General features: G+C 69.1%; 23 protein-coding genes, 1 rRNA gene, 1 pseudogene and 1 riboswitch. Of the genes and pseudogenes, 18 read left to right on the plus strand and 7 right to left on the minus strand.

Annotated features, from left to right (window positions below; all coding sequences use genetic code 11):
* The 11 genes from rrf to ABZ823_RS29565 all read left to right on the plus strand — a co-directional run.
* A 5S ribosomal RNA gene (rrf, locus tag ABZ823_RS29515) occupies positions 1 to 91 on the plus strand; the annotation flags it as partial.
* Positions 92 to 234: 143 nt separating this feature from the next.
* Entirely contained in the window at positions 235 to 843 is a 609-nt protein-coding gene (locus ABZ823_RS29520) for a CDP-alcohol phosphatidyltransferase family protein (protein ID WP_361665900.1), read from the plus strand.
* 113 nt (positions 844 to 956) lie between these two features.
* Positions 957 to 3452 (plus strand): mannose-1-phosphate guanyltransferase, encoded by a 2496-nt coding sequence (locus ABZ823_RS29525; protein ID WP_361665901.1) that lies wholly within the window; start codon positions 957 to 959, stop codon positions 3450 to 3452.
* A gap of 99 nt (positions 3453 to 3551) precedes the next feature.
* Positions 3552 to 4451: a DUF881 domain-containing protein gene (locus tag ABZ823_RS29530; RefSeq protein WP_361665902.1), complete on the plus strand. Its 900-nt coding sequence runs from the start codon at positions 3552 to 3554 to the stop codon at positions 4449 to 4451.
* The gene (locus tag ABZ823_RS29535; RefSeq protein ID WP_019708255.1) at positions 4448 to 4780 is read left to right on the plus strand and encodes a small basic family protein; all 333 of its coding nucleotides are present in this window, start codon (positions 4448 to 4450) and stop codon (positions 4778 to 4780) included. The genes ABZ823_RS29530 and ABZ823_RS29535 overlap by 4 nt, the downstream gene beginning before the upstream one ends.
* Before the next feature lie 5 nt (positions 4781 to 4785).
* A complete protein-coding gene (locus ABZ823_RS29540; protein WP_361665903.1) occupies positions 4786 to 5760 on the plus strand; it encodes a DUF881 domain-containing protein in 975 nt (324 codons plus the stop codon).
* A gap of 61 nt (positions 5761 to 5821) precedes the next feature.
* Entirely contained in the window at positions 5822 to 6694 is an 873-nt protein-coding gene (locus ABZ823_RS29545; protein ID WP_361665904.1) for an FHA domain-containing protein, read from the plus strand.
* Between the two features lie 44 nt (positions 6695 to 6738).
* Positions 6739 to 7497 (plus strand): MerR family transcriptional regulator, encoded by a 759-nt coding sequence (locus ABZ823_RS29550; RefSeq protein WP_361665905.1) that lies wholly within the window; start codon positions 6739 to 6741, stop codon positions 7495 to 7497.
* An 84-nt stretch (positions 7498 to 7581) separates the two neighbouring features.
* Complete coding sequence (locus ABZ823_RS29555) at positions 7582 to 8055, plus strand: bifunctional nuclease family protein (RefSeq protein WP_067026588.1); 474 nt, start codon at positions 7582 to 7584, stop codon at positions 8053 to 8055.
* Between the two features lie 344 nt (positions 8056 to 8399).
* Positions 8400 to 9074 (plus strand): MerR family transcriptional regulator, encoded by a 675-nt coding sequence (locus ABZ823_RS29560; RefSeq protein ID WP_361665906.1) that lies wholly within the window; start codon positions 8400 to 8402, stop codon positions 9072 to 9074.
* A 124-nt stretch (positions 9075 to 9198) separates the two neighbouring features.
* Positions 9199 to 10596 (plus strand): DNA polymerase IV, encoded by a 1398-nt coding sequence (locus ABZ823_RS29565; RefSeq protein WP_361665907.1) that lies wholly within the window; start codon positions 9199 to 9201, stop codon positions 10594 to 10596.
* 124 nt (positions 10597 to 10720) lie between these two features.
* On the opposite strand, the gene ABZ823_RS29570 is transcribed toward ABZ823_RS29565, so the two are convergent.
* Positions 10721 to 11092: a PRC-barrel domain-containing protein gene (locus ABZ823_RS29570; protein WP_361665908.1), complete on the minus strand. Its 372-nt coding sequence runs from the start codon at positions 11090 to 11092 to the stop codon at positions 10721 to 10723.
* Between the two features lie 114 nt (positions 11093 to 11206).
* Positions 11207 to 11302: riboswitch (glycine riboswitch) on the plus strand.
* A 176-nt stretch (positions 11303 to 11478) separates the two neighbouring features.
* On the opposite strand from ABZ823_RS29570, the gene gcvP reads away from it, so the two are divergent.
* Entirely contained in the window at positions 11479 to 14364 is a 2886-nt protein-coding gene (gcvP, locus tag ABZ823_RS29575; RefSeq protein ID WP_361665909.1) for an aminomethyl-transferring glycine dehydrogenase, read from the plus strand.
* 144 nt (positions 14365 to 14508) lie between these two features.
* On the opposite strand, the gene ABZ823_RS29580 is transcribed toward gcvP, so the two are convergent.
* A complete protein-coding gene (locus tag ABZ823_RS29580; protein WP_361665910.1) occupies positions 14509 to 14715 on the minus strand; it encodes a DUF5999 family protein in 207 nt (68 codons plus the stop codon).
* Between the two features lie 314 nt (positions 14716 to 15029).
* Here ABZ823_RS29580 and ABZ823_RS29585 point away from each other — a divergent pair, with 314 nt between their 5' ends.
* Positions 15030 to 15728 (plus strand): VOC family protein, encoded by a 699-nt coding sequence (locus tag ABZ823_RS29585; protein ID WP_361665911.1) that lies wholly within the window; start codon positions 15030 to 15032, stop codon positions 15726 to 15728.
* A 228-nt stretch (positions 15729 to 15956) separates the two neighbouring features.
* Here the strand turns inward: ABZ823_RS29585 and ABZ823_RS29590 are convergent, their stop codons facing one another.
* Positions 15957 to 16541, minus strand: coding sequence for a hypothetical protein (locus ABZ823_RS29590; RefSeq protein WP_361665912.1), 585 nt, complete (start codon positions 16539 to 16541; stop codon positions 15957 to 15959).
* A 553-nt stretch (positions 16542 to 17094) separates the two neighbouring features.
* Between ABZ823_RS29590 and ABZ823_RS29595 the strand changes: the two genes are divergently transcribed.
* Both ABZ823_RS29595 and ABZ823_RS29600 read left to right on the plus strand, forming a co-directional pair.
* Positions 17095 to 18612, plus strand: coding sequence for a glutamate-cysteine ligase family protein (locus tag ABZ823_RS29595; RefSeq protein ID WP_361665913.1), 1518 nt, complete (start codon positions 17095 to 17097; stop codon positions 18610 to 18612).
* Positions 18613 to 18936: 324 nt separating this feature from the next.
* Positions 18937 to 19737 carry a type II CAAX endopeptidase family protein gene (locus ABZ823_RS29600; protein WP_361665914.1) on the plus strand — a complete coding sequence of 267 codons (801 nt, stop codon included), beginning with the start codon at positions 18937 to 18939 and terminating at the stop codon, positions 19735 to 19737.
* Between the two features lie 67 nt (positions 19738 to 19804).
* On the opposite strand, the gene ABZ823_RS29605 is transcribed toward ABZ823_RS29600, so the two are convergent.
* From ABZ823_RS29605 to ABZ823_RS29615, 3 genes and pseudogenes are all read right to left on the minus strand, one after another.
* A complete protein-coding gene (locus ABZ823_RS29605; protein ID WP_361665915.1) occupies positions 19805 to 20614 on the minus strand; it encodes a PhzF family phenazine biosynthesis protein in 810 nt (269 codons plus the stop codon).
* Between the two features lie 202 nt (positions 20615 to 20816).
* The gene (locus tag ABZ823_RS29610) at positions 20817 to 21632 is read right to left on the minus strand and encodes a class I SAM-dependent methyltransferase (RefSeq protein ID WP_361665920.1); all 816 of its coding nucleotides are present in this window, start codon (positions 21630 to 21632) and stop codon (positions 20817 to 20819) included.
* A gap of 321 nt (positions 21633 to 21953) precedes the next feature.
* Positions 21954 to 22244: pseudogene (locus ABZ823_RS29615) on the minus strand (integrase); the annotation flags it as partial.
* Between the two features lie 195 nt (positions 22245 to 22439).
* Between ABZ823_RS29615 and ABZ823_RS29620 the strand changes: the two are divergent.
* Positions 22440 to 23519 (plus strand): tyrosine-type recombinase/integrase, encoded by a 1080-nt coding sequence (locus tag ABZ823_RS29620; RefSeq protein WP_361665916.1) that lies wholly within the window; start codon positions 22440 to 22442, stop codon positions 23517 to 23519.
* Here the strand turns inward: ABZ823_RS29620 and ABZ823_RS29625 are convergent.
* Positions 23495 to 23860: a DUF4440 domain-containing protein gene (locus ABZ823_RS29625; protein ID WP_361665917.1), complete on the minus strand. Its 366-nt coding sequence runs from the start codon at positions 23858 to 23860 to the stop codon at positions 23495 to 23497. The two genes, ABZ823_RS29620 and ABZ823_RS29625, sit on opposite strands and share 25 nt — an antisense overlap.
* A 276-nt stretch (positions 23861 to 24136) precedes the next feature.
* Between ABZ823_RS29625 and ABZ823_RS29630 the strand changes: the two genes are divergently transcribed.
* Positions 24137 to 24409, plus strand: a complete 273-nt coding sequence (locus tag ABZ823_RS29630) for a hypothetical protein (protein ID WP_361665918.1) — start codon at positions 24137 to 24139, stop codon at positions 24407 to 24409.
* Complete coding sequence (locus ABZ823_RS29635; protein ID WP_361665919.1) at positions 24406 to 25425, plus strand: ATP-binding protein; 1020 nt, start codon at positions 24406 to 24408, stop codon at positions 25423 to 25425. Before ABZ823_RS29630 ends, ABZ823_RS29635 begins: the two co-directional genes overlap by 4 nt.
* Positions 25426 to 26369 lie beyond the last annotated feature (944 nt).

Below are 26369 nucleotides of genomic sequence, written 5' to 3' on the forward strand. Positions count from 1 at the left end.
GCCCGGTTACATTCCGAACCCGGAAGCTAAGCCTTACAGCGCCGATGGTACTGCAGGGGGGACCCTGTGGGAGAGTAGGACACCGCCGAACAAAATTTGAGAAAGCCCCCGTGCCATTCGGCACGGGGGCTTTCTGCGTTCAGGACGACGGTAGGACCCCTCCGCACCGCGGCGCGAACCTGGCGGGTAGGGTCAGGGGGCATCGTTGGCTCGTTTTCCGCAGGAGGCCCCCGGGTGGAGGTCCAAGAGACCCGTGTCCAGACAGACCGGGTCCTCACCATCCCGAACATCCTCAGCATGGCGCGCCTCGTCGGCGTGCCCGTCTTCCTGTGGCTGATCCTCTGGCCCGAGTTCGGGGGGCCGAAGAGCGACGGCTGGGCGCTGCTCGTGCTCGTTCTGAGCGGCGTCAGCGACTACCTGGACGGCAAGCTCGCCCGCCGTTGGAACCAGATCAGCAGCCTCGGCCGGCTCCTCGACCCCGCGGCCGACCGGCTCTACATCGCATCGACACTGGTCGGCCTCACCTGGCGCGGAATCCTGCCCCTGTGGTTGACGGGCGTGCTGGTGGCACGGGAGCTGGTTCTGCTGGTCATGGTGGGCATCCTCAGACGGCACGGGTATCCGCCGCCCCAGGTGAACTTCCTGGGCAAGGCCGCCACCTTCAACTTGATGTACGCCTTCCCCCTGCTGCTTCTCAGTGATGGAAGCGGGTGGATCGCGTCACTCGCTGCTATTTTCGGATGGGCGTTCGCCGGGTGGGGTACAACCCTGTACTGGTGGGCAGGAGTTCTCTACGTGGTCCAGGTCCGGCGCCTTGTCCGAGCGGATGCCATGGCCGATTGAGCTCGCCGATTGGCGGCCGCAGTGGCTCGATGGCCCGCGCAGGGAATCTGCGGGACAATCTAAACGGGTGAAGTCGGCTGGACCGTCGTCTCTTAGAGGAGGACGCTTCCGACATGAAGGCCGTCGTAATGGCCGGAGGCGAGGGCACACGCCTTCGCCCCATGACCTCGAGCATGCCCAAGCCGCTCCTGCCCGTGGCCAACCGCCCGATCATGGAGCACGTGTTGCGGCTGCTCAAAAGGCATGGGCTCAACGAGACCGTCGTCACAGTCCAGTTTCTTGCCTCGCTGGTCAAGAACTACTTCGGTGACGGCGAGGAGCTCGGGATGGAGCTCACATATGCCAACGAGGAGAAGCCACTCGGTACCGCCGGGAGTGTCAAGAACGCCGAGGAAGCACTCAAGGACGACACCTTCCTCGTCATCTCCGGTGATGCGCTGACCGACTTCGATCTCACCGATCTGATCAATTTCCACAAGGAAAAGGGCGCTCTGGTCACCGTCTGTCTGACCCGTGTGCCCAATCCGCTGGAATTCGGCATCACGATCGTCGACGAAGAGGGAAAGGTCGAGCGCTTCCTGGAGAAGCCGACCTGGGGGCAGGTCTTCTCCGACACCGTCAACACGGGCATTTACGTCATGGAGCCCGAGGTCTTCGACTATGTCGAGCCCGATGTGCCCGTCGACTGGTCCGGCGATGTCTTCCCTCAGCTGATGAAGGAGGGCAAGCCGATCTACGGCTATGTCGCCGAGGGCTACTGGGAGGACGTCGGCACCCACGAGAGCTATGTGAAGGCGCAGGCCGACGTTCTTGAAGGCAAGGTCGACGTCGAGATCGACGGCTTCGAGATCTCTCCCGGCGTATGGGTGGCTGAGGGCGCGGAGGTGCACCCTGACGCCGTTCTGCGGGGCCCGCTGTACATCGGTGACTACGCCAAGGTCGAGGCCGGTGCCGAGATCCGGGAGCACACCGTCGTCGGCTCGAACGTCGTCGTCAAGAGCGGAGCGTTTCTGCACAGAGCCGTCGTGCACGACAACGTGTACATCGGCCAGCACAGCAATCTGCGGGGCTGTGTGGTCGGAAAGAACACCGACATCATGCGCGCGGCCCGGATCGAGGACGGCGCCGTCATCGGCGATGAATGCCTCATCGGCGAAGAATCGATCGTGCAGGGCAATGTCCGGGTCTATCCGTTCAAGACCATCGAGGCCGGCGCCTTCGTTAACACCTCGGTCATCTGGGAGTCGCGGAGCCAGGCGCATCTGTTCGGCGCCCGGGGAGTCTCCGGGATCCTGAACGTGGAGATCACCCCTGAACTGGCGGTTCGGCTGGCCGGCGCCTATGCCACGACGCTGAAGAAGGGGTCCACGGTCACCACGGCCCGCGACCACTCCCGTGGTGCCCGTGCGCTGAAGCGTGCGGTCATCTCCGCGCTCCAGGCCAGCGCCATCGACGTACGCGACCTGGAGAACGTACCGCTGCCCGTCGCCCGGCAGCAGACCGCGCGGGGCAGCGCGGGCGGGATCATGATCCGGACGTCTCCCGGTGTGCCGGACTCCGTCGACATCATGTTCTTCGACGGTCAGGGCGCCGACCTGTCACAGGGCGGTCAGCGGAAGCTGGACCGGGTGTTCGCGCGGCAGGAGTACCGGCGGGCCTTCCCCGGCGAGATCGGAGACCTGTACTTCCCGTCCAGCGTGTTCGACTCGTACACCGGTTCGCTGCTGCGGAGCGTCGACACCTCCGGGATCGCCGAGTCGGGTCTCAAGGTTGTCGTGGACGCTTCGAACGGCAGCGCCGGTCTGGTTCTGCCGAGCCTGCTCGGCAAGCTGGGTGTGGACTCGCTGACGATCAACCCGGGCCTCGACGAGTCCCGCCCCACGGAGTCCGCCGAGACGCGGCGGTCGGGGCTGGTGCGACTCGGTGAGATCGTGGCGTCGTCGCGGGCGGCCTTCGGTGTGCGGTTCGACCCCGTGGGCGAGCGGCTGTCGCTCGTGGACGAGAAGGGGCGGATCGTCGAGGACGACCGGGCGCTGCTGGTGATGCTCGACCTGGTGGCCGCCGAGCGCCGCAGCGGGCGGGTGGCGCTTCCAGTGACCACCACGAGGATCGCCGAGCAGGTGGCGGCGTACCACGGGACGCAGGTCGAGTGGACGACCACCTCGCCGGACGACCTCACACGCGTGGGCCGGGAGGAATCGACCATCTTCGGCGGAGACGGGCGCGGTGGGTTCATCGTGCCGGAGTTCAGCAGCGTCTTCGACGGGACGGCCGCCTTCGTACGGCTCATCGGGCTGGTGGCCCGCACGCAGCTCACCCTCAGCCAGATCGACGCGCGGATTCCGCGTGCGCACGTCCTCAAGCGCGATCTCGCGACTCCCTGGGCCGCGAAGGGGCTCGTGATGCGCCGTGTCGTGGAGGCGGCCGGGGACCGGTTCGTGGACACGACCGACGGCGTGCGGGTCGTGGAGGCGGACGGGCGGTGGGTGCTGGTTCTGCCCGATCCCGCCGAGGCCGTCACGCATCTGTGGGCGGAGGGGCCCGACGACGCCTCCGCGCAGGCCCTGCTGGACGAGTGGTCGGCGGTCGTGGACAGCGCCGGCCGATAAATCGCCCACCACGCGCGCGTGCCGGACAAGTGCCCCCAAGGGGGTCTGTCCGGCACGCCGGGTGGGGCCATTCGGAGGTATCACGCGCGGCGTGCGACGATGTGCGGCATGCCGCAGCCGCCCCCCGTTCGGAGCACAACCACGCGACCCCCGCGTCCGGACGCCTCCATGTCGTTGCTCACCAACGTCATGGACCACAGCCTCGACGACGGATACGCCGAAGCCGCCGCTCGGAAGAAGGCCGACGGCGCCGGCGGTATGCCCAGGACGGTGCGGGCCAGGCTCGTTCTGGCGGCCGGGTTGGTGCTCGCCGGCCTCGTGGTGACCGTGGGCGCCGCGCAGGCCCGTATCGCGGCCCCGACGGTCGCCAAGGAGCGCCAGGAACTCATCGACCGCATTCAGCGGGAGACGGCGGCCGCGGACAAGCTCGAAGCCACGGTCGACGAGCTGCGCGACGACGTCAGCGCACGGCAGCGCGCGGCCCTCAAGAGCGGCGTGGGCGGCGACGACCTGGTGGGGATCCTCTCGGGGGCCGTCGCCGTGCACGGACCCGGCGTGAAGCTCGTCGTGAACGACGCCAAGGAAGCCACCACGGGCGGTGACGGAAATCCCCGGGAGACCTCCGGCTTCTCCGACACCGGGCGCGTACGCGACCGGGACATGCAGCGCGTCGTCAACGGGCTGTGGGAGTCGGGGGCCGAGGCGATCGCGATCAACGGACAGCGGCTGACATCCCTGTCGGCGATCAGGGCGGCGGGTGACGCGATACTGGTCGACAACAGGCCGCTGGTGCCGCCATACACGGTGCTCGCGGTGGGGGACGGCCAGCGGCTCAGCACCAGGTTCCAGAACAGCGCCGACGGGCTGTACCTGCATGCGCTGCAGCAGAACTACGGGATCCGGACGGGCATTTCCACCGAGGCCGACGTCCGGCTGCCCGCCGCACCGAGTGTGATCGTACGTACAGCACAACAGAGCACAGAGAAGGGCACATCGTGATCGCCGTACTGGGCCTCGTCGTCGGAGTCGTGGTCGGCCTGCTGGTCCGGCCCGAGGTTCCGGCGGTCGTCGAGCCTTATCTCCCGATCGCCGTCGTGGCGGCGCTGGACGCCGTGTTCGGCGGCTTGCGGGCCATGCTCGACGGAATCTTCGACGACAAGGTCTTCGTCGTGTCGTTCCTGTCGAACGTCGTGGTGGCGGCGCTGATCGTGTTCCTCGGCGACAAATTGGGTGTCGGCGCGCAGCTGTCGACGGGTGTCGTGGTCGTCCTCGGGATCCGGATCTTCTCCAACGCCGCGGCGATCCGCCGGCACGTGTTCCGGGCGTGAGGCCGATGAGCAACGAGGACGCGACCCCCAGGCCGGAGCAGGGCGCCGGGAACGAGGGGGATCCCAGGCCGGAGCAGGACCCCGGACGCGAGCAGGGAACCGGGCCGGAGCAGGAGTCCGGGCAGGAGCGGGAACCAGGGCCCGAGCACGAGGAGGGTCCCGGGCACCGGCTGCGCAGGGAGCTTCCGCAGGAGGTCCCCGCCACGGCTCCCGGGACCGCGCGGGCACCCAAGGGGACCGACGGTTCCGGGGCCGAGCTGACCGGTCGTCAGCGTCTGGTGAAGGAGCTGTGGCCACCGCGGGTCACCCGGGCCCAACTCATCGTCGCGCTGTTGCTTTTCGGCCTGGGTTTCGGTCTGGCCGTGCAGGTCGCCTCCAACAGCGACGGAAGCAGCGCCCTGCGCGGCGCACGCCAGGAAGATCTTGTCCGCATCCTCGATGAACTGGACAACCGCACCCAGCGTCTTCAGGACGAGAAGCAGGGTCTCCAGGATCAGCGGGCCGAGCTGGAGAACAGCTCGGACCGTGCCGAGGAGGCCCGCAAGCAGACCGCCGAGAAGGAGAAGCAACTCGGCATCCTTGCGGGCACGGTGGCGGCACAGGGACCCGGGATCACGGTGACCATCGAGGACAGGAAGGGAACGGTCCAGGCGGACATGCTGCTCGACGCGATCCAGGAGCTGCGCGCGGCCGGCGCGGAGGCCATAGAGGTGAACGGCGTACGGGTCGTCGCAAGTACCTACCTGTCGGATTCCGGGAAGAGTGTGAGCGTCGACGGGAACAAGATCACCCAGCCCTATCGTTTCAAGGTCATCGGCAAGCCGCAGGACCTCGAGCCGGCGCTCAACATCCCGGGAGGCGTAGTGCAGACCCTCGAGAAGGAGCAGGCCACCGTCACCGTGGAACGTTCGACGAAGATCGTCGTGAACGCCTTGCGAGCGGCGAAGCAGCCTGACTACGCTCGGTCGTCATCCCCGTGAACCGGGGGTGCATGGAGCCCATCCGCCGAGGGCATCAGGTTGCGGGGGGTCGGCGCACCGAATGGGTGGTGCGTGGTGGAAACTGTCTGGTGGATACGGACGTTGTGAGGATGTCCGGGTCGGCCGGTGTATGCAATCAGGGTTCGTCCTGCCCCACGGGCGGGTCTGTTTCGGTCAAGGGGAATCGCCCGTGAAGTTGTTTGCGAAGTTGTTCGGCAAGAGCGCGCGAGAGGGCAGCGACAACGCGACTGCCCGTCATCGCGCACAGCCGCGAGACGCGGAGGGCCAGCGCCCGCTGTTCCGGGACCAGGTCGCTGGTCCGGGTGGTGACATTTCCGGAGGTCAGGGCGCGCCGTCTGTTGACCCTGGTATGTCCGGCCCCATAGGTTTCGGGGACATGTCGGCCCTGGTGTGTACGAGGTGCGGCCACCGCAACGCGGAGAACAGCCGCTTCTGCTCCAACTGCGGCGCGCCGCTTCGAGCCGGGGCGGTTCCGGAGCGTGCGTCGGAGACGACGTCCACGATCTCCATTTCCGGTCTGGAGGCGTACGACGCGGAGGCAACCGGCCAGACGGCCGTGCCCGCGCTCTCCCCGGAGGCGCAGGCGGCGGTCGACGCGCTGCCGTTCGGCTCGGCGCTGCTGGTGGTGCGCCGCGGCCCCAACTCGGGCAGCCGCTTCCTGTTGGACAGCGATCTGACCACGGCGGGGCGTCATCCGCAGAGCGACATCTTCCTGGACGATGTGACGGTGTCGCGCCGCCATGTGGAGTTCCGTCGCGGCCCCGACGGTTCGTTCACGGTCGCCGACGTCGGCAGCCTCAATGGCACGTATGTCAACCGTGAGCGCATCGACCAGGTCCTGCTCCACAACGGCGACGAGGTGCAGATCGGCAAGTACCGGCTGGTCTTCTACACCAACCAGCGGGGCATCTGACCCGCCCCCAGACTCCGTCCGGGGGGACCCCCAGGGAAGGTCCCATGCTTCACACACCGAGCGGCGGTGCCGACAGCGGCACCGCCGCCCCGGACAGCGGGCTGATGAGCATCGGCAGCGTGCTGAACGTGCTGCGCGAGGAATTTCCCGAGGTCACCGTCTCCAAGATTCGTTTCCTGGAGTCGGAGGGGCTCATCGAGCCGCAGCGCACCCCCTCGGGGTACCGCAAGTTCAGCGCACGGGACGTCGAGCGCCTCGGTCAGGTGCTCAGGATGCAGCGGGACCACTATCTGCCGCTCAAGGTCATCCGTGAGCATCTGGACGCCTTGGAGCGCGGTGAAGAGGTGCGATTGCCTTCCCTGGGCCGTCCGCGTGACACCGGCGACGGAGGAGAGCTGCTCGGGGACCTCCTGGCCGAGCCCGAGGCCGCCCCGGCCGCGCGGATCGACCGTGAGGAGCTGATGGCAGCCGCCGGGATCAGCGCCGGGCAGCTCGCGGAGTGGGAGTCGTATGGCCTGGTCACACCCCATGTGGAGGGGATGTACGACGCCGAGGCCGTCACCGTGGCCACTCTGCTGGCCGAAATCGGCCGGCACGGCATCGAACCGCGTCATCTGCGGGTGATGAAGGCCGCCGCGGACCGCGAGGCGGGCCTCGTGGACCAGGTGGTGGCCCCCCTGCGCCGTCACCGCAATCCGCAGACCAGGGCGCACGCCGAAGCCCGTACGAAGGAGCTGGCCGGACTCGCGGTGAAGCTGCACGCGGCGCTGGTGCAGTCCGCTCTGGGCGTGCGCCTGCCCTGACCCGGGGCGTTCGCCGACGGCGGATCGGCCCGCCGTCCTGTGCCCGACTACCCAAACATCCCGACCACGGCCTAGGGTTACTGTGTGAACGAGCTCGATGTCGTAGGTGTCCGGGTCGAGATGCCCTCCAACCAACCGATCGTGCTCCTGCGTGAAGTGGGAGGCGACCGCTACCTCCCCATCTGGATCGGCCCCGGGGAGGCGACGGCGATCGCGTTCGCCCAACAGGGCATGGCCCCCGCCAGACCGCTGACCCACGACCTGTTCAAGGACGTGCTGGAAGCCGTCGGCCAGGAGCTCACGGAAGTACGCATCACGGATCTGCGTGAGGGCGTCTTCTACGCGGAGCTGGTCTTCGCCAGCGGCGTGGAGGTGAGCGCTCGCCCATCCGATGCCATAGCGCTTGCCCTGCGCACCGGGACGCCGATCTACGGCAGTGACGGGGTGCTGGACGACGCGGGTATCGCGATCCCGGACGAGCAGGAGGACGAGGTCGAGAAGTTCCGCGAGTTCCTCGACCAGATTTCTCCGGAGGACTTCGGTACGAGCAACCAGTGAGGGTCGCTGCGGGGCCTGTGGGCCGGGGTGGGGGCAGGAGGCGTGGCCGCGCCGTGTTCACGGTGCCCATGGGCGGCCTATGGCGGCCGCTTCCGTGGTCGTGACCGTGTGCGGGTGGGGCGCGACTGTGGGGTCAGGTGCTGGAGAGCCGTTGCGCCCCCGCCGGAGGGCCTCGCGGCATCTCCTGATCCTTGGCCAGAGCATTCGGCTAGCCTTTCCCCGCGGAAGGGCACGGGAAACCACTCCTAGGGTGATTATCACTCGGCGTGCCGAGTGTGGCGATCGTTGACGCACCCCTGGTGACTGCCTACCGTCGAGAAGGCAGGTCAAGGACGGAGGTCGGCGTGAGAAGCAGCGGCGACGGTACGGCAGGGGGTGCCCCCGGACGCAGTCTGGGGGAGAGCGGTCCGTACCCTCCCCCAAGCTCTCGGCTCCGCTCGAGCAGGGGGTGTCCCCAGCACGGTGACGCGGCCGGCTCCTCCCCCCAGCGGCCGACGGCGGTGCCCGCAGACGCCGAGTCGGCCTCCGAGCACCTCGGCTATCGCGGCCCCACGGCATGTGCCGCCGCGGGCATCACCTACCGGCAGCTGGACTACTGGGCCAGAACGGGTCTCGTCGAACCGAGCGTGCGCCCCGCCTATGGGTCGGGGACCCAGCGCCTCTACAGCTTCCGTGACGTCGTCGTCCTGAAGATCGTCAAGCGTTTCCTCGACACCGGCGTGTCCTTGCAGAACATCCGCACCGCCGTCCAGCACCTCAGGGAGCGCGGTTTCCGTGACCTGGAGCGGATGACGCTCATGAGCGACGGCGCGACGGTGTACGAATGCACCTCCCCGGACGAGGTCCACGCCCTGCTCCAGGGCGGACAGGGAATCTTCGGCATTGCCGTAGGCGTCGTGTGGCAGGACGTGGAGAACGCGCTGTCGCAGCTGCACGGCGAGCGGATCGACACCGGCGAGACGATCGTCGGCCACAACCCGGCGGACGAGCTGGCCCGGCGCCGCAATCGGGCCGTCTGACACGCCACGCGGCGACCGGGCGTTCGGGCGCCTCCAGTGCTCGACCGGGGTGCGGCGGGGGGCGTCCGGGACGCGCCGCACACTCCCGGCCGCATTGTCAGTGGCGTGGGGCAGCATCGGAGATGTGAGAACCGCGCCCACGATCCTGCATCTCGACATGGATGCCTTCTACGCCTCGGCGGAGCAGGCATCCAAGCCGAGCCTGCGCGGAAAGGCCGTCATCGTGGGAGGGCTGGGGCCGCGAGGAGTGGTGGCGACGGCGTCGTACGAGGCGCGGGTCTTCGGCGTGCACTCCGCGATGCCGATGGCCCAGGCACGCCGGCTCGCGCCGAACGCGGCCTATCTGGTGCCGCGCTTCGGGTTCTACCGGCAGATCAGCGAGCAGGTCATGGGACTGCTGCGGGCCTTGTCGCCGCTGGTGGAGCCCTTGAGCCTCGATGAGGCCTTCGTGGACCTGGAGGCCGGGGGAGTGGCCTGGGACGAGGAGTCTGCCCGGCTCGTGGGGGTCAGGCTGCGCGCTGACATCCGCTCGGTCACCGGGCTGACGGGCTCGGTGGGACTGGCCGCCTCCAAGATGCTCGCCAAGATCGCCTCCGAGCAGGCCAAGCCGGACGGCCTCGTGGTGATCCGGCCCGGCACCGAGCGAGCGCTGCTCGGGCCGTTGTCGGTGCGCACGCTGCCAGGGGTCGGGCCCGCGACCGGGGACCATCTGCGGCGGGCGGGGATCACCACGGTCGACGATATCGCCGAGGCAGGTGAGGACGAACTCGTCAGACTGCTGGGCAAGGCCCATGGACAGGCCCTGTACGCCATGGCCCTGGCCAGGGACGAGCGGCCCGTCGTCGCGGAGCGGGAGGCCAAGTCGGTGTCGGTCGAAGACACGTATGACGTCGACATCCACGACCGGGTCCGGGTCGGCCTGGAGGTACAGCGGCTCGCGGACCGTTGTGTGCGGCGGCTGCGGGACTCCGGACTCTCGGGAAGGACCATTGTGTTGAAGGTGCGCCGATACGACTTCTCGACCCTGACCCGCTCCGAGACCCTGCGCGGACCGACGGACGACCCCGCGGTGGTGCGCGAGGCGGCCGCGCGGCTGCTGGACTCCGTGGACACCACCGGCGGGGTCCGGTTGCTCGGCGTCGGCGTCAGCGGGCTCGCCGACTACACCCAGGAGGACCTGTTCGCCCAGGCTCACGTGGCCGCGGGGGAGGCGGTGGCCGAGGACCAGCCGGAGGCGGACGCAAGCGCCGAGTCCGCCGAAGAGAACGCGGGGGCACCGACCGAGCCGGTATGGCGTGCCGGGCAGGACGTGCGCCACACCGACTACGGGTACGGGTGGGTGCAGGGCAGCGGGCTGGGCAGGGTGACCATACGGTTCGAGACGCCCGACTCGGAGCCTGGGCGCGTACGCACGTTCCGCACCGACGATCCCGGGCTGGAGCCGGCGGAACCGCTGCCCTTGGTGCCGCGAAGACCCGGGGCCGCCGACGTGCCATCCACGGCTACGGGCAGCGGGGCTTGACGACTCCGAAGTGCCGTCGGGCGACGCGACTGCGGAAGGCGGTGCGCCGACCGCCCGGAAACAGCCGGTGCCGGACCAAGCCTTTTCCCTGGGCGGCGGGCGCCCGATCGAAGGGCGTCCCCTGTCAGGTCCCGTCCGGCTCCGCGAGCCGCCCGAAGTCGCGGTCCGGCGGGGCCGGCGGCGGGGCCATGTCGAGGCCGTAGTGGTGGTAGAGCTGAAGCTCCTGTTCGGGGGAGAGGTGCCGCCCGACGCCGAAGTCGGGCGCCTCCTTGATCAGCGCACGTTCGAAGGGCACGTAGAGCGTGCCCTCGACCAGCCGGCTGGGCTCCAGCGGCACGAACGCGTCCCTGCTGAACAGGCCCGTCCGTATAGCCGCCCACTCCGGCACCCCGGTCGCGTCGTCGAGATAGACCTCGTCGATCGTGCCGATCTTGACGCCGTTGCGGTCGAACGCCTTGCGGCCGATAAGATTCCGCGGATCGATGTCGGTCTGCACGGTCCCTCCAACAGGTCGCAACACATCCGTAAGCACTACGAAAGAGCACATTCAGCACCGCGGCCACTCGAAGGTGCCCTGGCTGTCCCCGCTGGTAGTCTGGCAAGCGGCTGCTGACCCCGCGCGGGAGAGTCCTTCGGAGCGATCCGAGGGCGCCGAAGGAGCAAACCCTCCCCGGAATCTCTCAGGCACACGTACCGCACGGACGAGGTCACTCTGGAAAGCAGGGCGGGCGTCGACGGCTCCCGCTCTCACCGACGGTGAAAACCGGAGCGCCTTCGGGCGGACCGGTGAAGCTCTCAGGTCAGATGACAGAGGGGGAGGCCGTCGGGGTACCCGCGCCGAGGTGCCCCTCGAAGGTCGCGTCAGACCAGGAGGCCTCCGCAATGACCGCCCATCGCATTCCGCTCTCCGAGCTCGAGCAGGGAACGCCCTTCGAGCAGCGCCACATCGGTCCCGACCAGGAGGCGCGGGCCAAGATGCTCGCGCACGTCGGCTACGCCTCGCTCGACGAGCTCACGGCCGCAGCGGTCCCGGATGTCATCAAGAACGCCGACGCCCTGGACCTGCCGGGCGCGCGCACCGAGGCCGAGGTGCTGGCGGAACTGCGCTCGCTCGCCGACCGCAACCAGGTCCTCGACTCCATGATCGGCCTGGGGTACTACGGCACCTTCACGCCGCCGGTGATCCTCCGGAACGTGATGGAGAACCCGGCCTGGTACACCGCGTACACCCCCTACCAGCCGGAGATCTCGCAGGGCAGGCTCGAGGCGCTGCTCAACTTCCAGACCGTGGTCGCCGACCTCACCGGTCTGCCGACCTCCGGTGCCTCCCTGCTCGACGAGGGAACGGCGGCCGCCGAGGCGATGGCGCTGTCCCTGCGCATGGGCAAGAACAAGAAGGGCCTCTTCCTGGTCGACGCGGACGCGCTGCCGCAGACCGTCGCCGTGATCCGGACCCGCGCCGAGCCCACCGGCGTCGAGGTCGTCGTCGCGGACCTCAGCGACGGTATCCCCGCCGAGGTCGCGAAGCGGGAGATCAACGGCGTACTGATCCAGTACCCGGGCGCCTCCGGTGCCGTACGCGACATCAGGCCGGTCATCGAGCAGGCCCACGAGCTGGGAGCGCTCGTCACCGTCGCCGCCGACCTGCTCGCGCTCACCCTGCTGACCTCCCCCGGTGAGCTGGGCGCGGACATCGCCGTCGGTACCACCCAGCGCTTCGGCGTGCCGATGGGCTTCGGCGGCCCCCACGCCGGCTATATGGCGGTGCGCGACAAGTTCGCCCGGAGCCTGCCCGGCCGGCTCGTGGGAGTCTCCGTGGACGCGGACGGGCACAAGGCCTATCGGCTCGCGCTTCAGACGCGGGAGCAGCACATCCGCCGTGAGAAGGCGACCAGCAACATCTGCACCGCTCAGGTCCTGCTCGCGGTGATGGCCGGGATGTACGCCGTCTACCACGGGCCCGAGGGCCTGCGGAGCATCGGGCGGCGCACGCACCGGTACGCCGCGATCCTGGCCGCCGGGCTCACCGCCGGCGGGGTCGAGGTCGTGCACGGCTCCTACTTCGACACACTGACCGTGCGGGTGCCGGGCCGGGCCGGCGCGGTCGTCGCCGCCGCGCGCGAGCAGGGCGTGAACCTGCACCTCGTCGACGCCGACCATGTGTCGATCGCCTGTGACGAGACGACCGGCCGGGCCCAGCTGGGTGCCGTCTGGACCGCGTTCGGGGTCGAGGGCGATGTCGCGGCGCTGGACGCGACGACCGAGGACGCACTGCCGCAGGCGCTGCTGCGCAGCGACGACTACCTCACCCACCCGGTGTTCCACCAGCACCGTTCCGAGACCGCGATGCTGCGCTACCTGCGCAGGCTGGCCGACCGTGACTACGCGCTCGACCGCGGCATGATCCCGCTGGGCTCCTGCACCATGAAGCTCAACGCGACCACCGAGATGGAGCCGGTCACCTGGCCCGAGTTCGGGCAGGTGCACCCCTTCGCACCCACCGACCAGGTGCAGGGGTACCTCACGCTCATCGCCGAGCTGGAGGAGCGACTCGCCGAGGTCACCGGCTACGACAAGGTCTCCCTCCAGCCCAACGCGGGTTCGCAGGGCGAGCTGGCCGGTCTGCTCGCGGTGCGCGGATACCACCGCGCCAACGGCGACGAGCAGCGCACCGTGTGCCTCATCCCCTCCTCGGCGCACGGCACCAACGCCGCCAGCGCCGTTATGGCCGGTATGAAGGTCGTCGTCGTGAAGACCGCGGAGGACGGCGAGATCGACATCGAGGACCTTCGCGCCAAGATCGAGCAGTACCGCGACGAACTGGCGGTGCTGATGATCACCTACCCGTCCACGCACGGCGTGTTCGAGGAGCACGTCGCCGACATCTGCGCCGCCGTGCACGAGGCCGGCGGCCAGGTGTACGTCGACGGCGCCAACCTCAACGCTCTGGTCGGGCTCGCCAAGCCGGGCCACTTCGGCGGCGACGTCTCGCACCTCAACCTGCACAAGACCTTCTGCATCCCGCACGGCGGCGGCGGTCCCGGCGTCGGCCCGGTCGGTGTGCGCGCGCACCTGGCGCCGTACCTGCCCAACCACCCGATGCAGCCCGCGGCCGGTCCCGAGACGGGCGTCGGCCCGATCTCGGCCGCTCCGTGGGGCTCCGCGGGCATCCTGCCGATCTCGTGGGCGTACGTCCGGCTCATGGGCGGCGAGGGGCTGAAGCGGGCCACGCAGGTGGCGGTGCTCTCCGCCAACTACGTCGCCAAGCGCCTCGAGCCGCACTACCCCGTGCTGTACACCGGACCGGGCGGCCTGGTCGCGCACGAGTGCATCATCGACCTGCGCCCGCTGACCAAGGCGACCGGCGTGAGCGTCGACGACGTCGCCAAGCGGCTGATCGACTACGGCTTCCACGCGCCGACGATGTCGTTCCCGGTGGCCGGCACGCTGATGATCGAGCCGACGGAGTCCGAGGACCTCACCGAACTGGACCGGTTCTGCGACGCGATGATCGCCATCCGCGCCGAGATCGACAAGGTCGGCTCGGGCCAGTGGCCCGCCGAGGACAACCCGCTGCGCGGCGCCCCGCACACCGCGGCGGCGCTCGGAGGCACCTGGGAGCACGCGTACACGCGGGAGGAGGCCGTCTTCCCGGCCGGTGTGTCCGCCGCCGACAAGTACTGGCCGCCGGTGCGTCGCATCGACCAGGCCTTCGGCGACCGCAACCTCGTCTGCTCCTGCCCGCCACTGGACGCTTACGACGAGTAACCGGGGTCGGACATGCGTCGGGGCCGGTGCGGAGCGTATGTCTCCGGCCGGCCCCTTGTATGGCAGGGCCCCGAGGCCCCGCTCATGAGCGGGCAGCGACTGTCCCTCGCGTCACGGGGCAGCCCCTGTCCCTTGGCGCGCCGCTCAGGCGGCCGTCATCACCTGGTCCGTGCCCAATGGGCGGTGCGGGGCGATGATCCGGCCGTCGGGCAGAAGCTCACCGGTGTCCTCGAAGAGCAGAACGCCGTTGCACAGCAGGCTCCATCCCTGCTCGGGGTGGTGCGCCACGAGACGGGCGGACTCCCGGTCGGCGGATTCGGCGGTCGGGCACGGTGGCTGGTGTTGGCACATGGTGGATGGGATCTTTCGCTCTGGCGTGATGGGTGAGATGGCTGTCGTGTCTGTCCTGCGGCTCGTCGCGTCCTTCATGGCCGCCCCCCGTTGGCGATTCGTGGCGGGACCCAGTGTTGCCCTACGGCCGTCAGTCCGCAGGCATTTCGCTGCACCGGCCCTCACAGGTTCATGACGCGTCACCCGCGCGGGCGGTTCAGCTCGAACCACTGTCCCTTCGGGTGGTTTGCGATGGCCGGAAGGGGCTAGAGGAGTAGTTCTGAAGTACCCAGTGATCGAAGGAAGTTGTCGGACCTGCACGCTACGTTGAGCGTATGACCTATGTAGAGGGCAAGATCGAGCGCATCAGGCCGCAGCAGTTCCACGAGACCATCGGCTTGGAGGACTGGCGTGTGCTGGGCGAGGGGGCGTGTGCGTACTACCGCACCGGGTCGTTCACGGTCGGCGCCCGGCTCGTGCAGGCGATCAGCGAGTTGCCGGGCGTGAGGGACGGGCACCCGGACGTCGACCTGCGGCACGAGGGTGTGACCGTACGGCTGATCACGATCACGGACGACTACTACGGGTTGACCGAGCGGCACATCGAGCTGGCCCGGCGGATCTCGGCGGTGGCACGCACGTTGGACATTCCAGCCGACCCGTCAGCCGTGCGGACCGTCCAGGTCACTGTTGACGCCCTCGCCGTTCCCGACGTGGTGCCCTTCTGGCGTGCCGTGCTCGGCTACCAGGACCGTGCGAACAGTGGCGAGGACCTGGTCGACCCGCACCGCCGCGGGGCACCGTTCTACTTCCAGTCGATGGACGCACCACGCCCGCAGCGCAACAGGGTCCACGTCGACGTCTGGGTGCCGTACGACCAGGCCGAGGCTCGGATAGCCGCGGCGCTCGCTGCCGGCGGCCGCCTGGTGAATGATGGCGACGCGCCGTCGAACTGGGTGCTGGCCGATCCTGAAGGGAATGAGGCGTGCGTCGGCGTGGCGGGCTGGATTGCGCCAGACGGCGGCCGCCCGTGAAAGCCCCTGCCCGACGATCTTGGGCACCCACCCTGGGTCTCCGAGCGGACCATCAGTGTTCGGAACTACTCGTCTGGTCCCTGCGGGCGGGCGGCACTTGGTCCCCCCGTGGGAGCGCGGTGGGGCACGGACGTGCGAGGGCTGCTGCGGTGTGCGGCGACGCGCGCACGGAACGTGCCCCGCAGCCGTTTCCGGCGGCGGGGCACGGGTGGGAGGACGGGTCTGTGGTTATGCGGGCGAGCCGAGCAGCGGGGCCGGCGTCATCCGCAGGGTGAGGACCGGCAGCAGGTCGGCGACGCGGTGCGGACGGTGGGCCGCTATGCCGGGCGGGGCCGGGGCGAGCGGAACCAGGAGATCGGTCGGAGCCAGGGAGCCGGTCGCGCCGTCGGCCGCGCAGTCGCCGTGCAGCCACAGGGTGAGCATGTACAGCTTCGGGACGGACAGCAGCCGGGCCTGGTAGGGCTGGGTCACCGCCTCCGCCTGGCGCAGAGCGCGTTCGGTGGCGGCGATGTAGGGACCCTCGAAGAAGTGGGAGAACGCCCAGCCGTCAGGGGTCAGCATGGTGTCGGCGGCGGCGACGGCGCGCTCCCCGCAGCGGATGAGGAAACGCCATCCCGCGAGCCGGGTGGCCGACGCGCCCGCGGGGGTGATCGCGTCCAATATGTGCACGGGCAGCGGCAGTTCGGCAGTCGCGGGTCCCTGGGCGGCTCGCAGGGACGGAGTACGAGCCTCCTGGACCGCGGTGGGGGAACCGAGTGCCGTGAGGACGGAACGAAGAGCGGGCGCGGGTGCCGGGGGGACATGCAGCAGCATGGTGGGTCGCCTCTCATTCGACAGGCACGGTGGCGCGGGGGCGGGGCGGTGCGAGAAGGGCGGGCGGACAGCGCTGTCAGCTCTCGGGGTCAGAGGAGCGGGGGAACTGTGCCCGGACGAATGGAGGCGCATTGACGACAGGGCTCAGAACCGCGCTCGCCAACTCTCTCTGCCCCGTTCGGGAAGTTTATACGACACATGTTCATGCGATGTTTCGTCTAGTCATCCGGGGTGTGACATGCAAGGGGATATCCGGTCGCTGACAAGCGGTATTCGTCCCGATCCCAAGGGGTCCTACCCGCCGCTACCTCGGATTACTCTCCCGTAACGGTCGGCCGATTCTCGTCGGCGTTTGTCACGACGTGGTTGCATCGTGAAACTGCACCCGGCCGCATGCCTCGGGAATGTGCCCGGCGACGCTGCCCGCCCAGCCTAGCGGGTGGCGGCCGCACACGGGGACGTTATCGATCGCGTTGCCGGGGCATCATCCTCCGTGACCCAGGACAGCAGCGGCCGGAACGTCGGCCTGCCCATCCTAGGAGGGACGTACTCGATGGGAGAGAAGGTCGTGGCAGGGGCGTTCGACCTGTCCGATCGTCAGCGCTACCGCGACAAGCTCAGGCAGTGTCTGACGGGACTTGCGCGACTGCTGGAGGAGGAGAGGTTCGATCGCCCGAAGAACCTCATGGGTCTGGAGATCGAATTGAATCTCGCCGGACCCGACGGCATGCCGAGAATGATGAATGCGCAAGTGCTGGAAAGGATTGCCAGTCGCGATTTCCAAACAGAACTCGCCATGTTCAACCTGGAAGTCAACATAGCTCCACACCGGCTGGGTGGCAGAGTATTCGACCGGCTTGCCGAGGAGCTGCGCACCTCGCTCGCCTATGCCCACCGGAAAGCGAACGAAGTCGACGCCGGCATCGTGATGATCGGAATTCTGCCGACGCTCGACCGCGACGACCTGGTCTCTTCCAACCTATCCGACGTCGACCGGTACACCCTGCTCAACGACCAGATCGTGGCCGCCCGCGGCGAGGACTTCACCCTCGACATCGACGGGGTGGAGCGGCTTGTGTGCACCTCCCGTTCGATTGCGCCCGAAGCCGCCTGCACCTCCGTCCAGTTGCACCTCCAGGTGACCCCGGGACGCTTCGCCGATGTGTGGAACGCGGCGCAGGCGGTCGCGGCGGCGCAGATCGCCCTGGGCGCGAACTCGCCGTTTCTGTTCGGGCGCGAACTGTGGCGCGAGTCCAGGCCGCCGCTGTTCCAGCAGTCCACCGACACCCGGCCGCCCGAACTCCAGGCCCAGGGGGTGCGGCCGCGCACCTGGTTCGGCGAGCGCTGGATCACCTCGGCCTACGAGCTCTTCGAGGAGAACCTGCGCTACTTCCCGGCGCTGCTGCCGATCTGCGACGACGAGGATCCCTTGCGTGTCCTCGACGAGGGAGGCACACCCAAGCTCGCCGAACTCGTCCTGCACAACGGCACGGTGTACCGCTGGAACCGGCCCGTGTACGGAGTCGCCGACGGTGTCCCGCACCTGCGGGTGGAGAACCGGGTACTGCCCGCCGGACCCACAGTCACCGACGTGGTCGCCAACGCGGCCTTCTACTACGGCGTCGTCCGCGCCCTCGCCGAGGACGCGCGGCCGGTGTGGACGCGGCTGCCGTTCGAGGACGCCGCCGCCAACTTCGACAATGCCTGCCGCTACGGCATCGAGGCACGACTGCGCTGGCCGCGGCGCGGGCGGTACGGCGGAACCACCGAGGTGGATGCCGTGGACCTGGTGCGTGACGAACTGCTGCCGCTCGCCGCGGCGGGGCTCGACGCCTGGGGTGTCGAACCGGCCGACCGGGACTTCTACCTCGGTGTGATCGAGGAGCGGTGCCGGCTGAGGGCCAACGGCGCGACCTGGCAGGCCGCCACCTTCCACCGGGCCCTGGAACAGGGGCTCGACCGGGACGCCGCGCTGGCCGCCACGACCCGGCGGTACGGCGAGCTGATGCACGCGGGCGAGCCGGTGCACACCTGGCCGGTCGGGTTACCGGAACCGGTGCTGCTGGGCTGAGCGGTGCCCCCGGCCCCTGCTTCCCGCTGAGGGCCGGGGGCGCTCCGGACCCGACGGCGTGCGTGACCTGCCGACGGTTCCGAGGCGCGAGGTTCCCGCGCGGTGAAGTCCCATGAAGCCTCTCTGAAGCCCCCTGAAGCCTCTCCCTGGTTGAGCCCGTACCGTGAAGCAGCCGTATGGCAGAACAAGGGAGAGGCAGGTGCGCCCTGCACGGCGTCCTCCCCCCACGGCCTGTCGCGCACGATCTTCGTCACTTCTGCCGGGACCCTGGCGGGGCGAAGATGGGACGAGGCGGGATCGTTCAGTGCGCAGCAGGAGGCGGGAGTGCAGGTGGAGGCAGGGTCAGTGGCCGATTCTTTTCCGGCGGAACGGCCGACGCGACGGATTCTCCGTGACGAGACGCTGCTGGTGCTGGCACTGTCTCTGGGCGCGAGCGGGGTTTCCGCGCTGATCAGCTTTGTCGGCTCGGTCACCAAACCCGGGGGGCTCAAGGAGCAGGCGGCCACCCTCAACGCCTCGGCCGCGCCCGGCCGTCCCTGGCTCGATCTCGTCTGGCAGCTCTTCGGGATCACGACGGCGCTGGTGCCGGTCGCGCTCGTCGCGCACTTCCTGCTGCGTGAGGGCGCGTCGCTGCGCACCCTCGGCTTCGACCGCACACGGCCGTGGCCGGACCTGGGGCGGGGAGCGGCGATCGCCGCGGTGATCGGTTCCACCGGCATCGCCTTCTATCTGGCCGCCCGGGGCCTCGGCGCCAACCTCACGGTGGTTCCGGAGGCGTTGCCCGATGTGTGGTGGAAGTTCCCGGTACTCATCCTGTCGGCGGTCCAGAACGCGGTGCTGGAAGAGGTCATCGTCGTCGGCTATCTGCTGCGCAGGCTCGGCCAGTTGGGATGGACTCCCGGGACGGCCCTGGTGGCCGGCTCCGTGCTGCGCGGCTCCTACCATCTCTACCAGGGCATCGGCGGCTTCCTGGGCAACATGGTGATGGGCGTGGTCTTCGTCTTCCTCTACCGGCGCTGGGGCCGGGTCGGGCCTTTGGTGGTGGCCCACTCGCTGCTCGACATCGGGGCGTTCGTCGGGTACGCGCTGCTGGCGGGGAAGGTGGGCTGGCTGCCCACGGGGTGAGGGGCGAGGGCACGGGAAGGGGCGTACGGCACGGCCGTACGCCCCTCCTTCTTGGCTCGTGGCCGGGTCAGCCGAGCAGTTCGCCCTCGATCACGGTGACCGCACGGCCGGTGAGGAGGGTGCGGTCGCCCCGCAGTGCGGTGCGGACGCGGCCGGAGCGCGGCGATGCCTGTAGGCCGGTGAGGTCCGGGCGGCCGAGGCGCTCGGCCCAGTAGGGCGCCAGGGCGGTGTGGGCGCTGCCGGTGACCGGGTCCTCGTCGATGCCGACGTTCGGGGAGAAGCAGCGCGAGACGAAGTCGTATCCCCGGGAGGGGTCCTCGGCGCGGGCGGTCGCGATGACGCCGCGCCGGGAGTGGCGGCCGAGCGCCCGGTGGTCGGGGGTGAGTCCGAGCACGGTCTTCTCGTCGGCGAGTTCGAGGATCAGGTCGCCGACGCCCGGGCCGGTGTCGAAGGCGGTGAGGGGCTCGGCGCCGAGGGCAACGGCGAGACCTTCGGGGACCTCGGACCGGGTGAGAGGGGCGGTGGGGAAGTCCAGGGTGATGGAGCCGTCCTCGTGCGGCGCGGCGCTCAGTACTCCGCTGCGGGTGGCGAAGCGTACGGGCCCCTCGTCAGCGCCCGTGGTGCGCAGCACATGCGCGGTGGCAAGGGTCGCGTGGCCGCACAGGGCGACCTCGGTGGTGGGTGTGAACCAGCGCAGCGCCCAGTCCGCCTCGCCGCCCTCGGGCAGACGGTGGGCGAACGCGGTCTCGGCGTGGTTGACCTCGCGGGCCACGCTCTGAAGCCAGTCGTCCTCCGGGAAGGCGTCGACGAGGAGCACGCCGGCCGGGTTGCCGGAGAACGGGCGGTCGGTGAAGGTGTCGACGATTCGAATCCGCATGGGCCGACGCTAGACCCCGCCGGAGGGGCCGCACCAAGGCCAATCCGCGGCGGCTGGACCTGAGGGCCAGCGGTCCGGACCGTGCCCTGTGAGCGGTGGTCCTTGGCTCTGGGAAGGGCGGAGCCGGGTACGGAGAGCGCTGGTGTCCTGTGACAGTGAACCTTGACCGATTGCCACTGAAGTTTGACCGCCTGGAGGCGCTCTACCGGCGGACCGCTGAGATCAGTCCGCCGGGCCGCTCCTCGCGCTGCGGCGGGGTGCTGATCGGGCGGCCGTAGGCGGCAGCGCGCTCGCGCAGGGTGTGGCTGTCGGCCTCCCAGCCGTGACCGGCCAGCCAGGCCACCGGGTCGTCGGGCATCTCCGAGACCCACATGGACGCCGCCGATCCCGGCACGGCGTCCGCACCGAAGCGCTCGATCACGCCGCGCGAGCCCAACGTCAGCCCCATCCGACTGCCTGCCGCCGACTGCGCGCTGATCCGGGCCAGCAGCAGCTCCACCGCGTCCTCCGGCAGATAGATCAGCAGTCCTTCGGCGACCCACACGGTCGGCACGGTCGGGTCGTGCCCTGCGGCGGCCAGCGCGGCTGGCCAGTCCTCACGCAGATCCACCGCGACGGTGATCCGCTCGCAGCGTGCGACGGCCCGCTCCTGGCGCAGCACCGAAGCCTTGAAGTCCAGTGGCGCGGCGGTGTCGACCTCGAACAGCCGGGTGCCCTCGGGCCAGTCCATCCGGAAGGCCCGGCTGTCCATGCCGGCGCCGAGCAGCACGACCTGCCGGACCCCGGACGCGGAGGCCTGCTGCAACAGGTCGTCGAGGAACTTCGTCCTGATGACGATGGAGAACGACACGGCCAGCCGGCGGCGGCGCGCGGCCTCGCCATCGGGCAGCGGCGGCGAGGAGGGCCATAGGCCGCCGGCGGAGGCGAAGGCCTGTGCCAGTGGGTCGCGGAACAGCGCGTTCTCCCGCTCGGTCTCCAGCGCCCGCACCCTGGCCACCCCCACCGCCGTGGCCCACACTCCCGACGGCTGCACCCGCTCCTGCTCATCAGTCACCGCGCCAGCCTAGGCGGAGCCAGCTGTGCCTTCCGCTGCCGGTATGCCTTCCGGCGGCAGCGCTGTGAGCATGTCCGGCGTTGTTGCTGGCAGGGCCCTGCTGGTAGTGGTCCTCCGCAGGTCTCCCAGGGGCTGGTTGATGGCGTGGGGGCTGGTTCGGGTGGCTGGGGTGGTGGTGCGGGCTGTGGTGTCGGCGATGTCACCAGCGGTGGAGACGGCGGGTTCGCGGGGGGCTGCCTGAGCTGTTGGCGACGTGCTCGCGGGCGGCATCGGTCTGAGCATGTCCGGATCGCGGTGAGCCTCCCAGAGGCCGCGTTTCGCCCGGACCCCGGAGTTCTGGCGGCGCATCGGCCCCGGAGACCGGCTGTCGTAGGTGCGGTTCTTGATCCGGATGCCGTAGTCGTTGACCACCCGCCATTCCGCGGGCAGGAGTTCGACATGGTCGTCGCCGCTCAGTGCGACCGGGACGTAGCCGCAGGCCTCCACCGACGCGGCGTACTTCTCGTTCGGCGTGAACAGTCGGCCCGGGTGGACCGGATCGCGCAGACCGTCGTGCTTGCGGTTCTGCCACTTCGCTGTACCGACCGTAGTTTGTGCTGTTCGTGATGTCCGTTCGAGCCTGTGGCGTGGACGTGATGGGCTTGTTTACCGACCGGGTTCAGGACGTTCGTCATGTTCTGGAGTCGGTACGGAGGACGAGTGGTACGGCACCTTGTGGTCGGGGACTTGAGGGTCCAGCGGATCGAGCGGAAGGGCGGACGGAGATCGTGGATGATCGTCTGGCCGGAGGGCACGCTCCATGCTGAAGCGGACCGGTTCCTTCGCATCCATGACGGCTCGGGCACGCAGAAGACGTACGCGTACTACCTGGTGGACCATCTGCGGTGGCTGGAGCGCGAGTGCCTGGCCTTCGACACGGTCCAACTACGCGACCTGGAACGGTACATGGGCATCGTCGGCGCCGAGGTCCACATGCCGCTCGGGGAGCCGTGGCGGGTTGGCAAGCGCCCCTACGGCCGGTCCGCTCTGTCGATCGCGGCGTCCTGTCTGAAGGGCTTCTACCTGCACCAAGCCTCCCTCGGCGTGAACGTCGACCTCGGTGAGAAGCTCGACGGCACACGGCTGCCGTCGCGGGTGGACCGTCGCCGCTCGTTCCTCGGGCACGTAAAGTCGGCGATGCCAGCGAACCCGCTCGCCCCGAAGGGTCCGCACCGCAGGCACCCGAAGATGCTGCCCGATGGGGCGAGGGAGAAGCTGCTGGAGTCGGTGCACTCGGCCCGGGACCGGATGGTGGTGACCTGGCTGGCCGACGGCGGGCTTCGGATCGGCGAGTTGTGCGGGCTGCACCTGGTCGACCTGCACCTGCGGGAGAACGCGGCCTGCAACGAGTGCTGCAGCCCTCACCTGCATGTCTGCCACCGGCTGGAAAACCCCAACCGGGCCGAGGCCAAGACCAAGCATCCCTGGCAGGTCGAGCACGGCACGGTCACCGGCGGACTGATCAAGCGGGTCAGTCCGGAGATGGTGCACACCTACTTCGAGTACCTCACCAGCGAGTACCCGCGCGGAGCGGGACACGGCATGCTCCTGGTCCAGCTGCATGGCGCCCGCGCCGGACAGCCGTGGGCGCCGGTCGGGGCCCGGCGCATGCTCGGCCGCGCCGGGAAACGCGCCGGGCTCGGGCTGGTGAAACCCCATGCCTTCCGGCACACGTTCACCTCCGATCCCACTGATTCCGGAAGTGAGTGTTTGGCCCCACCCGCGGCCTTTCGGCGGGAGGACAGATGTGCTCCTGCCGCCCTCGCCGACGGCGGGGCAGGCATCCTTCAACTGGCCAAAGTGCCTTGGTGAAAGTACAGGCGCCAGCCCGTCTCCGTCAGGCGCCACAAGGAGCTCCGCCATGCCCGGCGCCCCTGATGGTCGGCGAAGTACGTCAGGTGAACGATTCCCGGAGCCAGGACGGTCCCGGACATCTTGCTGACCTTGACCGGTGACTCCGAGGACACTGTTCCCCCACTCGTCACCGTGAGGATCGACTCCACGTTCCACCAGCGACCAGACGCTCCGATCTCGGTGAACTCCGGATCCAGAAGCTCCAAAACGAGGGCCGGAGAAGCACGCACCTCAGGATCCAGAAGCCGCAACTCCCCATCAATGGCCGCTTGCACTGCCCGCTCACTCTCGTCCGTCATGCACGGACCCTACGAACACCCGGCCCCCGGACACAGCGAATATCTGGCCCAGAGTGATCAACAACAGTCCGGGGTCGAGGTCCGCAGGGTCGAGTTACAGCGAGGACCCCATCCCATCGTCACGAACATGTAGTCTATGAATCGCCGCAGTTCAGAGTCGGTACACGAGCTCCTGCGGTCGGTAAACTTCGCTGGCAAAACCGCCCGCACGAGGGGCTGCGTGATCCCGACCACCCGGGACGCCTGTTCACGCCCAACCAGAAGTACGCCGCCCTGGTGGAGGCCTGCGGCTACGTCCCGGTCGCGCTCAGCGGTCAGGACTACATCGAGCTCCTGCCTGCGGCCTGGCGGGCCGTCAACTCCTACGGTATCCGGATCAACAACCGCACCTACGACGCCCCCGAACTCGGGCCGATGCGGCGGCGGGACTCGGGCATCACTGCCGACGAGGCCGCCCCGCACGAGCCGGCGGAGGACGAGGAAACCATGGCCGATGTGATCCCGCTGGGGCTCTTCGACCCGTTCGAGGACCCCTGGAAGAGATCATGACGACGATGGCCGACGGAGGCCCGCACGACGACTTCGGCCAGTACCTGACCGTCCTGCCCGGCTGGCAGCAGTTCGTCGCGTCGGCCACCAGCACCACGATGACCGTGCTGACGAAGAACGAGTACGACGCCCTGAGCAAAGAGGAGAAGTACGACTACGACGAGGACCGGCTCGACCACCACGCCCGTCTCCAGGTGGTCTCCACCTCCACCGTCCGCCGCACCGTCACCTGCGGACGTCGCCTGACCGTCCTCAACCGCGGTGCCATCAGCGCACGCCGGGGCCTGATCGTCACCGGTCCGGCCAACACCGGCAAGACGATCGCTCTGACCCAGCTCGGCCTGTCCCATGAACTCCAGGACCGTCGCCGGCACCCCGGGCAGGACGAGCGCATACCGGTCATCTACATCACCGTCCCGCCCGCCGCGACACCCCGCATGATCGCCGCCGAGTTCGCCCGGTTCCTCGGCCTCCCCGTCCTGCGAAGCTCCAACATCACCGACCTCACCGAAGCCGTGGTCGGCGTCTGCACCAAGGCCCGCACCAGCCTCGTCCTCGTCGACGAGATCCACAACATCTCGCTGCAGACCCGCACCGGAGCCGACGCGTCCGACACGCTCAAGTACTTCTCCGAGCGGATCCCGGCGACCTTCGCCTACGCGGGTATCGACATCGAGGACAGCAGCCTCCTGACCGGCACCCGCGGCGACCAGATCGCCGCCCGGTTCACGGCAGTGGACACCCACCCCTTCCCCTACAACGCGGAATGGAAGGCCCTGGTCGCCCAGTTGGAGGCGAACCTCCTGCTGCACCAGCACAAGCCCGGCACCCTCACCCGCCTGGACCGGTTCCTGCATACCCGCACCGGCGGCATGATCGGCACCCTGTCCCACCAGCTCCGCGGGGCCGCCGTCGACGCCATCCTCACCGGCACCGAAAAGATCACCAAGGCAGGACTGCTGGCCGTCGACCTCGACATCGCCTCACGCCGCAAACAGCCCGGCACCGACGGATGACGTCGGCCCCGGACACCGAGGTCGCCCGCCTTCCGTTCAAGGTTCGTCCACGACAGGGAGAAGGAGTCGCCTCGTTCATCACCCGCCTCGCCAAGGCGAACTACCTTCCTCCCGCCTACCTGCGCAAATAACTCGCAGAACCGCCCATGCGCCGGGGCAGTCCGACCTGGCCCCGCGTTGCCGCCGCCGCTGGCCGCGACCCGGCCGAGCTCCGGCAGATCCTGAACACGGTCAACTGCGAGGAATGCGGAGCGCGCATACAGTCCAAGGCGAGCTTCGGCGTCAAGCCGCTGACCTGTTCGAGAGCTTGCCGACAGAAGAGATACCGCAAGCGCCACCCCGCCAGCCAGTGGCGCCGGGAACGCTGCCGGATCTGCCGAAAGGTCATGGTCATGCGTATCGGACAGCGTCGCCCTCTCTGTTCGTCGGCCTGCCGACGAGCCGCCTACCTCGAACGGCAACAGCGACGCACGCCACAGCCCGAGGCACCTTCCGGACCACAGGCCGACTCATCACCGGCCTGTCTGATCTGCGAAGTTCCTATGCCGCCGAATGCTGTCAGGAGCGGGCGCCGCACCTGTTCTCAACGCTGCCGACAAGTGGCATATCGCTGGCGGACGACACCACCGCGTCCAGATCTCCCACCGACCCAACCCCGGAACCCGACACTGATGTCTGCCCGGACATGCGAAGTCTGCGGGCAACCGCTGCCTCCCGGGCGCGGACAGTCACGACGCCGCACATGCTCGGCTGGGTGTCGCCAGCGGGCCTGCCGGTCATCCGTAGAAGCACGAGCGGCAACACCCCCGAGCCCCGTCCCGTTGCCGGGACCTGCGGCTGCCGGGACCTGCGGCTCCATCCAAAACGGTCGGGGGGGGGGGGGGGGGCCCCCCCCCCCCCCCCCCCCACACCCCACAAAAAAAAACCCCGCCCCCACCGAAAGA

The organism is Streptomyces sp. NPDC047079 (genome assembly GCF_040643755.1).
In the GTDB taxonomy this organism is placed as follows: domain Bacteria; phylum Actinomycetota; class Actinomycetes; order Streptomycetales; family Streptomycetaceae; genus Streptomyces.